The 10,566-nt window shown below is 69.9% G+C and carries 12 protein-coding genes; 8 read left to right on the top strand and 4 right to left on the bottom strand.

Features of this window, described 5'->3' with window-relative positions; genetic code table 11:
- Positions 1 to 423, top strand: a 423-nt coding sequence (locus AB4112_RS02265; RefSeq protein ID WP_441716909.1) for a DUF3734 domain-containing protein, incomplete at its 5' end; no start/stop codon positions are given.
- Between the two features lie 255 nt (positions 424 to 678).
- Positions 679 to 1,401 (top strand): MOSC domain-containing protein, encoded by a 723-nt coding sequence (locus AB4112_RS02260; protein ID WP_441716908.1) that lies wholly within the window; start codon positions 679 to 681, stop codon positions 1,399 to 1,401.
- A 269-nt stretch (positions 1,402 to 1,670) separates the two neighbouring features.
- Here the strand turns inward: AB4112_RS02260 and AB4112_RS02255 are convergent, their stop codons facing one another.
- The 3 genes from AB4112_RS02255 to AB4112_RS02245 form a co-directional block, all read right to left on the bottom strand.
- Positions 1,671 to 2,531, bottom strand: coding sequence for a hypothetical protein (locus AB4112_RS02255; RefSeq protein ID WP_441716906.1), 861 nt, complete (start codon positions 2,529 to 2,531; stop codon positions 1,671 to 1,673).
- Between the two features lie 177 nt (positions 2,532 to 2,708).
- Complete coding sequence (locus AB4112_RS02250) at positions 2,709 to 3,035, bottom strand: hypothetical protein (RefSeq protein ID WP_309800590.1); 327 nt, start codon at positions 3,033 to 3,035, stop codon at positions 2,709 to 2,711.
- Between the two features lie 644 nt (positions 3,036 to 3,679).
- Entirely contained in the window at positions 3,680 to 4,762 is a 1,083-nt protein-coding gene (locus AB4112_RS02245; RefSeq protein ID WP_441716904.1) for an ATP-dependent 6-phosphofructokinase, read from the bottom strand.
- 325 nt (positions 4,763 to 5,087) lie between these two features.
- Here AB4112_RS02245 and AB4112_RS02240 point away from each other — a divergent pair, with 325 nt between their 5' ends.
- From AB4112_RS02240 to AB4112_RS02225, 4 genes are read left to right on the top strand one after another with little or no spacing between them, the layout of a single operon-like run.
- A complete protein-coding gene (locus AB4112_RS02240) occupies positions 5,088 to 5,288 on the top strand; it encodes a YdcH family protein (RefSeq protein ID WP_309800586.1) in 201 nt (66 codons plus the stop codon).
- Positions 5,289 to 5,345: 57 nt separating this feature from the next.
- Positions 5,346 to 5,840, top strand: coding sequence for a 5-(carboxyamino)imidazole ribonucleotide mutase (purE, locus tag AB4112_RS02235; protein WP_441716902.1), 495 nt, complete (start codon positions 5,346 to 5,348; stop codon positions 5,838 to 5,840).
- Entirely contained in the window at positions 5,837 to 6,934 is a 1,098-nt protein-coding gene (locus AB4112_RS02230; protein ID WP_441716900.1) for a 5-(carboxyamino)imidazole ribonucleotide synthase, read from the top strand. The genes purE and AB4112_RS02230 overlap by 4 nt, the downstream gene beginning before the upstream one ends.
- A 53-nt stretch (positions 6,935 to 6,987) precedes the next feature.
- Entirely contained in the window at positions 6,988 to 7,872 is an 885-nt protein-coding gene (locus AB4112_RS02225; protein ID WP_441716898.1) for a hypothetical protein, read from the top strand.
- Here the strand turns inward: AB4112_RS02225 and AB4112_RS02220 are convergent.
- On the bottom strand, positions 7,862 to 8,746 hold the full coding sequence (locus AB4112_RS02220; protein ID WP_441716896.1) for a LysR substrate-binding domain-containing protein: 885 nt from the start codon (positions 8,744 to 8,746) through the stop codon (positions 7,862 to 7,864). The genes AB4112_RS02225 and AB4112_RS02220 overlap by 11 nt on opposite strands.
- Before the next feature lie 95 nt (positions 8,747 to 8,841).
- Here AB4112_RS02220 and tmpA point away from each other — a divergent pair, with 95 nt between their 5' ends.
- Both tmpA and AB4112_RS02210 read left to right on the top strand, forming a co-directional pair.
- Positions 8,842 to 10,011, top strand: a complete 1,170-nt coding sequence (gene tmpA, locus AB4112_RS02215; RefSeq protein WP_441716895.1) for a 2-trimethylaminoethylphosphonate dioxygenase — start codon at positions 8,842 to 8,844, stop codon at positions 10,009 to 10,011.
- Positions 10,008 to 10,553: an HD domain-containing protein gene (locus AB4112_RS02210; protein WP_441716893.1), complete on the top strand. Its 546-nt coding sequence runs from the start codon at positions 10,008 to 10,010 to the stop codon at positions 10,551 to 10,553. The genes tmpA and AB4112_RS02210 overlap by 4 nt, the downstream gene beginning before the upstream one ends.
- The last annotated feature ends 13 nt before the right edge of the window (positions 10,554 to 10,566 follow it).

Raw genomic sequence — 10,566 nt, 5'->3', positions numbered from 1 at the left:
CTGTGGTCGGCCAAGGGCCGGCTGCCCGACGACCTGATGGAGGTGTCGAGCCGGCAGAAGGACATCCAGTATTCCAGCCGCACCCGCGCCATCACCACCTACATGATGCAGATGCAGAAGATGCGCCAGGCGCTGCAGCGGGTGATGGAGAAGCTGCCGGAGGAGGCGAAGCAGGACCCGGAGATCAAGGCCATCGCCGACCTGGCCTGCCCGCACGCCTACAACATCGTCCACCTGATCTACCAGACCAAGGCCTATGAGGGCCATTCCAAGGACTACGAGTTCGGGCTGGACGCGATGCGCGAGCATTGGCAGAGCGGCCTCGACGACATCCGCCGCACTTTGGCCGACCCGCGCCGCCTGGACCGGCCGTCGCCCGAAATCGGCGTCGTCACCCACGACGTGCACCGGCTGGACCGTTAGCCGGGTCGGTGAGTGGCAACCGTCTGGCGCGCCACAATTTCCACTGTCATTGCCCGGCTTGACCGGGCAATCCAGGGACCACCAAGAGCCGCTCTGGCCGCCCCTGGATGCCACGGTCAAGCCGTGGCATGACAGTGGAAGGCAGCCTGGGCAGGGTTGGACGCGCCAAGGCGAACCCCAACCACCTCATCGATCGTCGGGTTGCCCCTGCCTTTTCTTCCTCCATGATGCAGCGAGGACAGAAGCGGGGATGTGATGGAAGGGCGGGTCACGGCGCTGTGGCGCTATCCGGTCAGCTCGCTCGGCGGCGAGGCGCTCGCGGCCTGCGCCGTCGATGCCACCGGGCTGGCGGGCGACCGGGCCTGGGGCCTGGCGGACCGCGACAGCGGCGAGACCGCCTGTCCCGAATCGAAGCGCCGCTGGCGGCCGGCGCCGCAGATCCGGGCCCGGCTCGGCGAGGATGGCCTCCGCCTCGACTTCCCGGACGGGCGCAGCCTGCCGCCCGACGCCGCCGGGGACGCCCTGGCCGACCATTTCGGCTTTCCCGTGCTGCTACGGCCGCACCGACCCGACGCGGCCGAGACCGCGACGGCCGGGCCGCTGAAGCCGCGCTATGAGCGCCACCCGATCCACCTGCTGACCACCGCCTCGCTGGCGGCGCTGCAGGCCATCCTGCCGGACAGCGCGATCGATGTGCGCCGGTTCCGGCCGAACCTGGTGCTCGACCTGCCGGGGGCGGAGGGCTTCGCCGAGACCGGCTGGATCGGCCGCGCGGTGGCGATCGGCGACGCGCGGATCCGCATCGCCGACCCCTGCGTGCGCTGCGCCTTCACCACCCTGGCCCAGGGCAGCCTGCCGCAGGACCCGGCGGTGCTGATGGCGATCGCCAGGAGCAATGCCACCCATCTCGGCGTGCTGTGCACGGTCGAGGCGCCCGGCGAGATCCGGGTGGGTGATGCAGTGCGGGTGCTGGGGTAAAGGGAGGCGATCGAGCCTTATTGAGTCCCCCCTCCCCTCGCGGGAGGGGGTAGGGGGAGGGGGTTTTCAATGCCCAGAACCGGCCCGGACTCCGGCAATCCGGCTCCGACGCCGAAGCCTGTCCTTTGCGCATTCGCGCGCGGACGCGCGCAGACCCCTCCCCCTACCCCCCTCCCGCAAGGGGAGGGGGGACAGGAAAGGAGCGGGCTCGGCATATTCTGAAAAGGTCCCGCAGGCCGCAACTCCGCCCCAGACGGCCGACTCGCCCCTCAGCTGCTGTCGGGCGGCACGGCGGGGTCGAGCGGGATGTCGAGGTTGCCCTCGATGTCGAAACCGAGGGAGCGGCAGAGGCGGACCACGGCGGTGGCGGTGCTCTCGGTGTCGATCAGCCTCTCGACATCGGGCTCCTGCAGCCGCACCGCCAGCCCGGCCCGGATGTCGGCGGCCAGGGCGGGCTCGGCGAGTTCGTCGATGGCCAGTTCGACCCTGGCGGTGACGGCGGCCTGGCGGCGGGCGCGCTCGGCCGCGATCTCCTCCGCGCTGCCGCCCGGCCGGCCCGGACGCGGCCGGCTCACACGATGCCGCGCCCGGCGGCTCCATTTCCTGGCGAGGCCGAGGCCGCAGACCAGCCCGGTCACGACCGAGCCGACCGGGCGGTCCTCGACCGGGTCCTCGCGGTCGCCATACAGGTCGGCAAACGCCTGGTTGACCTGCATGTCGAGGGCGGCGGCGCGGTCGCGGTCCTCGACATCGCCCCACACCAGGCTGTCGATCGCGGTCTCGACCTGTTCGCGGTGGCGGGTGCGGCGGGCCTCGTGGCCGCCGTCGCGGGCGCACATGTCCTGCACGGCGCGGGCGCGCTGGGCCACGGTCTGGCGCACCAGATGGGCATAGCGGACGAAGGCGAGACCGGGATCTCCGGCCGGGGCCGCCAGGCCCGCCGGGGCCTCGGCCGGCGCGGCCGCGGCGGCAGGCTGGGCCTCCGGCGCTTGGCCGCCGAGGATGCGGGCACCGGCCGACTCGGCCAGTTGCATGCCCATCTCGGCCAGCCGCGTGAGCATCTCGGCCTGTTGCAGCGCGCAGTTGCGGCCATAGGCCTGGGGGTCGAAATCGGCGGGCATCTCTTTCATGGAACATATCATGAACGAATGAAGCAGATGAGCGCAATGAACATTATGTTTACGGATCCGGCGGAGCCCGCGCGGGCCCCATCAGGGCCGACCGGCGGATACTAGACCAGCCCGCTGAGCACTCAGCTCGCCAGAGCCACGCCAAAATTGCGCACTCTCACCCGTAATTCGGCCGGGTCAGCGTTCGGCGGCCAGTCTTTCGCGAATCCGCTCCGGTCCGCCGGCCATGCGTCGGGCGAAGGGCCGGTCGGGATCCACCACGCGCCAGAAGGGAGCGCCGCCGTCCTGGCTGATACGCACCAGGTGCCGCTGCACGGTCACCGGGCAGCAGGCATCCGCCCCGTATGCCCTGGCGAGTGCGCGTCTCAGCTCCGCCGGATCAGACACCAGGCCGGGCCGGGCCGCCCGGAGAGCGTCGGCGACCATCGCCTCGCTCGGAATCAGCATGCTCTGCGTCTGGCTCCTGCCCTTGCGCCGCGTCTTGATCACCGGTCGTTCGTCCATGACTGCCTCCATCCATGATCTCCCCGGAGGACGAACGGGAACGGCGCGATACATGCCCTCGCCTCCATCCCCCAGACAGCGGCCTGGGGTCGAAATCGACGGGCAGCTCTTTCATGGAACATATCATGAACAAATGAAACAGATGAGCGCAATGAACATTATGCTTACGAAATCGGCGGCGCCTGCACGATTCGCATCGGGCAGGCGGTGCGCTGCCATATCGACAGCCTCAATTCTTTGCAGGATCCCCTATGCCTGATCAGATCAAGGAAGCGTGGGGAATACTCTTTGCCCGCATCTTCGCGCATCAGGCCGTGAAGGTCGCCCTCGATCAGCAGCGGCTCCGCGACGATGCCACCCCCTCTATCTGGCCGAACTCGAGAGGATCACCGCTCAACTCGAGAGCGAGGTTTCTGCGGCCCGGAAGGCCATGAGGTGTGATGCGGGCATCCTGGACATGATCACGGCGGCCCGGCAACGGATCGCCAATGACGAGGTTGAACCGCTTCAATAACCGTAGGGGCGTTCGAAGACCGACTGGGATCGATCGGATCCCCGCCAACGCCCCAGCAGCCGTATCGACGGTCGGAGGTTGGGTTCGCGACGCGAACCCAACCTACAGAACGCCTTTATCAGCCCTCACCTCAATCCCCCAGGCAGATCCCCAGCGCCCTCGCGGTCTTGAGCAGCGCGTCGTCGTGCTTGATGTCCTGGTATTCGGCGATCGCGTCCTGCAGCGGCACGTCGATCACCCGGCGGTCGGACCAGGCGACCAGGCGGTCGAACTTGCCCTCGGCGATCAGGTCGACCGCATGGGCGCCGAAGGCCGAGGCGATCAGCCGGTCGCGCCAGCTGGGCATCGAGCCGCGCTGGACATGGCCCAGCACCGTCACCCGCGTTTCCGCCCCCGTGGTGTCGGCGATCTTGAAGGCGACATAGTCGCCGATGCCGCCGAAGCGCTTCTCGCCGCCGTGATAGTCCTTGTGCACCTTGGTGCCGTCGATCGTCTTCACCGCTTCCGACACCACCACCAGCGCGAAGTTGCGGCCGGTCTTGCGCACGTCGCGGATCTTGTCGGCGACGGAGTCGATCGAGAACGGGATCTCCGGGATCAGGATGACGTCGGCGCCGCCGGCGATGCCGGCCGCCAGTGCGATGTGGCCGGCGTCGCGGCCCATCACCTCCAGCACCATCACCCGGGCGTGGCTGGCCGCGGTCGGCTGCAGCCGGTCCAGCGCCTCGGTCGCCACCGCCACCGCGGTGTCGAAGCCGACCGAGACCTCGGTCAGGCCGACATCGTTGTCGATGGTCTTGGGGATGCCGACATAGTTGAAGCCGCCCTGCTGCGCCAGCCGGCGCAGGATCAGGTGGCTGCCGTCGCCGCCGACCCCGATCAGCGCGTCGAGGCCGAGTTCGTGATAGCCGCCGATGATCTCGACCGACCGGTCCTTCAGCGTGCCGTCGGCCATCGGGAAGGCGAAAGGGTCGCCCTTGTTGGTGGTGCCGAGGATGGTGCCGCCCTGGCGCATCACCGCGGTCGTCATCTTGTCCGGCGTCAGCACCTCGTAGCGCAGCGGCCGCGACAGCAGGCCGGAGGTGCCCTCCTTGATCCCGATCACGGTCCAGCCCAGCCCGTCGGCCCGGCACACCGCCGCGCGGATCACCGCGTTCAGCCCGGCGCAGTCGCCGCCGCTGGTCAGGATGCCGATGCGCTTTTCGCCCGCCATGGCCGTGTTCCCACTTCCCCCACACTCCGGTCTTCCCCTTGTACCGGGATGCGCCGGGCACGGTACAGAGACCGTTTGGAAATGCGCTGGTGTGAGTCGGCTGGCGGTGGAATCGAGAACCGGAGCGCAGCGGACGTTTGGTCTCGTCGAGCACCGGAAGCGCAGAGGCCGCCGTCAGACGGCCGCACCAGGTGCATTTACAGATGGTCTCATTGATGCGGCGGCCGGGCGCCTCCCCCGCATCAAACGCGTTCCGGTCCGGGGGCTGGCTGCGCTATGATCCCGGCCGCTGTACCGGGATCCGCATGAAAGGTCGACGGAGGGAATGATCGACATCGAGTCGATGCAGGAGAAGCTCGCCGCATTGCGGATCGAGCACCGCGATCTTGACGAGATCATCGACCGGCTGACCGCGGACGGGCCCATGAACCAGCTGCAGATCCAGCGCCTGAAGAAGCGCAAGCTGCTGCTCAAGGATCAGATCACCATGATCGAGAGCCGGATCCTGCCCGATATCATCGCCTGACCACCATCATCGCCTGACCGCACCCCTTCGCCCGCCAGACCGAGGATCATCCGACCCATGGCCGAACCCGTCGCCCCCGTGGCGATCATCATGGGCAGCCAGTCCGACTGGGAGACCATGCGCCACGCCGCCGAGACCCTGGCGCTGCTGGGCATCGCCCATGAGGCGCACATCGTCTCCGCCCACCGCACGCCGCAGCGGCTGTATGATTTTGCCGGCAGTGCCCGCGACCGCGGCGTCAAGGTGGTGATCGCCGGGGCCGGCGGCGCCGCGCACCTGCCGGGCATGACGGCGGCGCTGACGCCGCTGCCGGTCCTGGGCGTGCCGGTCGAGAGCAAGGCGCTGAAGGGCATGGACAGCCTGCTGTCGATCGTGCAGATGCCCGGCGGCATCCCGGTCGGCACCCTGGCGATCGGCCGCGCCGGGGCGATCAACGCCGCGCTGCTGGCTGCCGCGATCCTGGCGCTGAGCGATCCGGCCGTGGCCGACGCGCTGGACGATTGGCGCCGCCGCCAGACCGCCGCCGTGGCCGAACACCCGAAGGACGAATGACCAGCGCTCCCCCTCTCCCACCCGGCAGCGTCATCGGCATGCTCGGCGGCGGCCAGCTGGGTCGCATGACCGCGCTGGCCGCCGCCCGCCTGGGCTACCGCACCCATGTGCTGTGCCCGGACCTGGACAGCCCCTGCGCCCAGGTCACCAACCGGTCGACCCTGGCCGCCTACACCGACCATGCGGCGCTGGACGTCTTCGCCACCCAGGTCGACGTCGTCACCTACGAATTCGAGAACATCCCGTACGAGACCGTGCGGCACCTGGCGGCGCGGGTGCCGGTGCGGCCGGGCCCGGACGGGCTGGCGGTGTGCCAGGACCGGGTGGCGGAGAAGGATTTCGCCAACCGCCACGGCATCGGCACCGCCCCCTGGCGCGCGGTCGGCTCGGCCGAGGAGCTGGCGGCGGCCGTCGCCGCGATCGGCACCCCGGCGGTGCTGAAGACCCGGCGCGAGGGCTATGACGGCAAGGGCCAGGCGGTGATCCGCCGGCCCGAAGATGCCGCGGCGGCCTGGCAGCAGCTGGGCGGGCGCCCGTCGGTGCTGGAGGGCTTCGTCGACTTCGCCCGCGAGCTGTCGGTGATCGCGGCCCGCGGCGTCGACGGGTCGGTGGTGTGCTACCCCGCGGTCGAGAACCGGCACCGCGACCACATCCTGTCCGAGACGATCGCCCCGGCCCCGGACCTGTCGCCCGAGCGCGCCGAGGAGGCCGAGCGGATCGCCCGCACCCTGGTCACCGCGCTCGACATGGTCGGGCTGCTGGCGGTCGAGCTGTTCGAGGCGCGCGACGGCAGCCTGCTGGTCAACGAACTGGCGCCGCGGCCGCACAATTCCGGCCACTGGACCCAGGATGCCTGCGCCTGCGACCAGTTCGAGCAGCTGGTCCGCGCCGTCTGCGGCCTGCCGCTGGGGTCGACCGCGCGCCATTCCGATGCGGTGATGCAGAACCTGATCGGCGACGACGTGCTGCGCTGGCCGGACTTCCTGGCCGAGCCGGGCGCGCGCCTGCACCTCTACGGCAAAGGCGCGCCGCGCCCTGGCCGCAAGATGGGGCATGTCAACCGGCTGGTCCCGGGGCCAAAGTTGCATAAATAGATATTCTCCGGCATCATTCCTGCATATTTGCGGGAATTGGCCGGAGGCAAGGAATGCGGGACCTTGGCGCGGCATTGCTTCGGACGCTCCGCCGTCCCGAAGCCTTGGCCGCTTGCGTCGGTGCCCTTTGCGCCATCGCCGTGGTCCTGGTGACCCAGAGCTTTTCTTTGGTGCGGGGCCTGAGCATTGAGAGCCGGCGGGTCGAAGGCGCCATCGGTCTTGAGCAGCAGCGCTTCGCCTTCGAGATCATCGACCGATCCCTGACCGCCAACGACCCCAAGGACAACCTCGCCCACCTGGCCTTCTACGCCAAGGTCGGGGTGCTCGACCGCTACAAGGACAACATCCTGCAGATGGCCACGGCCGCCGGCATCGATGTCGACCGGCTGCTGCCCCCCGCCGCGCCGGCCACGCCGCCGGCCCGCGGCTTCGTCGGCGGCAGCCCGGTGCCGGAGAAGCTGTACCTGGCGCTGTTCGGGCAGCCGGCCGCCAGCCTGAGCGAGACCTGCCAGGCGCCGACCAACAAGCGGCTGCTGAGCAATGTCGAGGATGCCAATGTCGGGCCGTTCCAGGTGCAGGGGCTGAAGCCGGCCGTCGCCTCGCTCAAGGACATCCTCGACAAGATCAAGGCCGACAACCCCGACCTCTACGGCCGGCTCGACACCGCCGGGATGATCTGCGCCAAGCTGATCCGCGGCACCAACCGGATCTCGTCGCAGGCCTGGGGCGGCACCATCGACCTGATGATCGACCACAAGGTCCTGCCCTATATGGACCCCGCCAACCCCGGCAATCCGCTCTATGCCGACTATTCCGCCCTGGCTGGGTACTTCATGGAGGATGGCTGGATCTGGGGCGGGCCGACGGAGCCGAGCCGCTTCGAGATCAGCGCCGACTTCCTGGTCCGGTCGGTCAATCAGGGCGCGATCACCCTATGACCTGAACATCGGCAGCGGCGGCCACCGCCAGCTCGATAAAGGCGCGGATCGCCGGGAAGCGGCGGCGGTCGCGGTGGCACAGCACGTATTCGTCGGTCTGCCACCCCCGGTCGCCCAGCGGCCGGATCGCGATCCTGGGGTCGGGCCGGATTTCGCCCTCGGAGATGAAGCCGATGCCGAGGCCGTGGCCCACCGCCTCCTGCACCGCCTCGCGGCCGGTGACCTCGAACACCGCGGCGGGCACGATCTCGGCCTCGGCCAGGCCGCGTTCGACCGTGCGCCGGGTCATCGACCCGGTCTCGCGCATCACCAGCCGTCGGCCCGCCAGCGCAGCGGCCGGCACCGCATCCAGCGCGGCCAGGGCGTCGCCAGCCGGCAGCATCAGCCGCACCGGGTCGCGATACAGCGGCGCGATGTGGAAGCGCGGATCGACCGGCGGGTTCGACAGCAGCGCCACGTCCAGCCGCGCCTCGGACAGGTCCTCCAGCACCGCGCCGGCATTGCCGATCGACAGCCGGATCTCGACCTGGGGGTGGCGGCGGTCGAACTCCGCGATCAGCGGCATGACGTAGTAGGGGCTGTCGGCGCCCAGTTGCAGCAGCCCCTGCGCCAGCTGGGCCGACCCCTCCAGCAGCGTCGCCGCCTCCTGCTCGGTGTCGAACAGCCGGGTGGTCAGCCGGAACAGCCGCCGCCCCATCTCGGTCGGCTGGACCTTGCGCGAACTGCGTTCGAACAGCAGCACGCCGTAGCGTTCCTCCAGCGCCTTCACCGATTGCGACAGGGTCGGCTGGGTCAGGCCCAGCGTCCGCGCCGCCAGGGTGAAGCTGGACTGGGTGGCCACCGCATGGAAGGCGCGCAACTGCATCAGATTCATTGGCATGACCTATAGATAACATGGGAATCCCGAATTGGACTTATGCATTGAGGAGTCGCAATTTCGGTCTCAGCCACTCCAGCCTCAAGGCCGCCATGCCCACCGTCGCCGCCCGCCCGATTGCCAGTGCGCGCCCGATCACCACCGACGACATCGGGATCGCGACGCTGCACCACACGCCCAGCCGCCTGACCATCCGCTGGTCGGATGGGCGCGAGAGCCCCTATCCCGCGATCTGGCTGGCCGACAACCGGCCGGACCGCCGCGACCGGCCGGACGGGCAGCGCCTGTTCGACGCCATCGACCTGCCCGAGGGCATCGTCCTCCGCGCCGCGGCGCTGGCGGCCGACGGATCGGTCGAGATCCACCTCGCCGGCTTCGACAACCCGGCGCGCTTCACCGCCGCCTGGCTGCGGGCCCATGCGCTGGACCCGGCCTCGCGCGCCGAGCGCCGCCGCAAGCCGGTGCTGTGGGATGCGGGCCTGGCCGCGGCGCCGCCGTCTGGCGACTACGCCGCGGTGCTGGCCGATGACGGCGCCCGCGCCGCCTGGCTGCGCCAGGTCCACGACCACGGCTTCGCCCTGCTGCGCGGCGTGCCGACCGAGCCGGGCATGGTGTGCAGGGTGGTCGAGATCTTCGGCCATGTCCGCGAGACCAATTACGGCCGGCTGTTCGACGTGGTGGCGGTGGAGAAGGCGCAGAACCTGGCCTTCACCGCCCTGTCGCTGGGCAACCACACCGACAACCCCTATCGCGATCCGGTGCCGCAGATGCAGCTGCTGCATTGCCTGGAGGCGGCGCCCGAGGGCGGCGAATCGGTGGTGGTCGACGGCTTCGCCGCCGCCGACCGGCTGCGGCGCGAGGCGCCGGACGCCTTCGCCCTGCTGACCCGCCGGGCGGTGCCGTTCCGCTATGTCGAAGCCGGCAAGGTCGACCTGCGCGCCAAGGCGCCACTGATCGAGCTGGACGCCGACGGCGACGTGAAGGCGGTGCGCTACAACAATCGCTCGATCGCGCCCTTCGACCTCGACCCCGATGAGGTCGAGGCCTTCTACGACGCCTATCGCCGCTTCGGCCGGCTGCTGCACGACCCCGCCCTGACCGTCGGCTTCCGCCTGGCGCCTGGCGACCTGTTCATCGTCGAGAACCGCCGCGTGCTGCACGGCCGCCGCGGCTTCTCCGCCGGGCGCCGCTGGCTGCAGGGCTGCTACACCGACACGGACGGGCTGACCAGCACCCTGTTCAGCCTGGAGGCGTCCCGATGAGCGACACGCTGCATCCGCTGCTGGCCGAGATCGAAGGCCTGTTCGCCGCCCATGGCCACAACACCTATGGCGAGGGCGTCACCATGCAGGAGCACGGGCTGCAGGCCGCGGCCCTGGCCGAGCACGAGGGCGCGCCGGACGAATTGGTGGTCGCCGCCCTGCTGCACGACATCGGCCATTTCCTCGAGCTGGCCGACGACGCCTATGGCTATCACAAGCATGACGGCGCCGGCGGCGACTGGCTGGCCGCCCGCTTCGGGCCGGAGATCAGCGAGCCGGCCCGGCTGCATGTCGCCGCCAAGCGCTACCTCTGCGCCGTCGAGCCCAGCTACCTCGACGTGCTGTCCGCCGCCTCGGTCCATTCCCTCGGCAAGCAGGGCGGGCCGATGAGCGCCGCGGAGGTCGCCGAATTCGCCCGCCACCCCCAGGTCGACGCCGCGGTGCGGCTGCGGCGCTGGGACGACGGCGGCAAGATCGAGGGGCTGAAGGTCAGCACCGTCGCCGACTACCGCGACCGGATTTTGAAGGCGGCGAAGATCTGAAGGTCGTTTCGTA

This window comes from Inquilinus sp. 2KB_23 (assembly GCF_052115705.1).
GTDB lineage: Bacteria > Pseudomonadota > Alphaproteobacteria > DSM-16000 > Inquilinaceae > Inquilinus > Inquilinus ginsengisoli_A.
This window is presented reverse-complemented; position numbering and strand designations above follow the sequence as displayed.

Excerpts from the sequence above, each read along its gene's own strand:
- AB4112_RS02260 (WP_441716908.1), top strand. The coding sequence starts at position 679 with ATGGAAGGGCGGGTCACGGCGCTGTGGCGCTATCCGGTCAGCTCGCTC.
- AB4112_RS02255 (WP_441716906.1), bottom strand. The coding sequence starts at position 2,531 with ATGAAAGAGATGCCCGCCGATTTCGACCCCCAGGCCTATGGCCGCAAC.
- AB4112_RS02250 (WP_309800590.1), bottom strand. The coding sequence starts at position 3,035 with ATGGACGAACGACCGGTGATCAAGACGCGGCGCAAGGGCAGGAGCCAG.
- AB4112_RS02245 (WP_441716904.1), bottom strand. The coding sequence starts at position 4,762 with ATGGCGGGCGAAAAGCGCATCGGCATCCTGACCAGCGGCGGCGACTGC.
- AB4112_RS02240 (WP_309800586.1), top strand. The coding sequence starts at position 5,088 with ATGATCGACATCGAGTCGATGCAGGAGAAGCTCGCCGCATTGCGGATC.
- purE (WP_441716902.1), top strand. The coding sequence starts at position 5,346 with ATGGCCGAACCCGTCGCCCCCGTGGCGATCATCATGGGCAGCCAGTCC.
- AB4112_RS02230 (WP_441716900.1), top strand. The coding sequence starts at position 5,837 with ATGACCAGCGCTCCCCCTCTCCCACCCGGCAGCGTCATCGGCATGCTC.
- AB4112_RS02225 (WP_441716898.1), top strand. The coding sequence starts at position 6,988 with ATGCGGGACCTTGGCGCGGCATTGCTTCGGACGCTCCGCCGTCCCGAA.
- AB4112_RS02220 (WP_441716896.1), bottom strand. The coding sequence starts at position 8,746 with ATGAATCTGATGCAGTTGCGCGCCTTCCATGCGGTGGCCACCCAGTCC.
- tmpA (WP_441716895.1), top strand. The coding sequence starts at position 8,842 with ATGCCCACCGTCGCCGCCCGCCCGATTGCCAGTGCGCGCCCGATCACC.
- AB4112_RS02210 (WP_441716893.1), top strand. The coding sequence starts at position 10,008 with ATGAGCGACACGCTGCATCCGCTGCTGGCCGAGATCGAAGGCCTGTTC.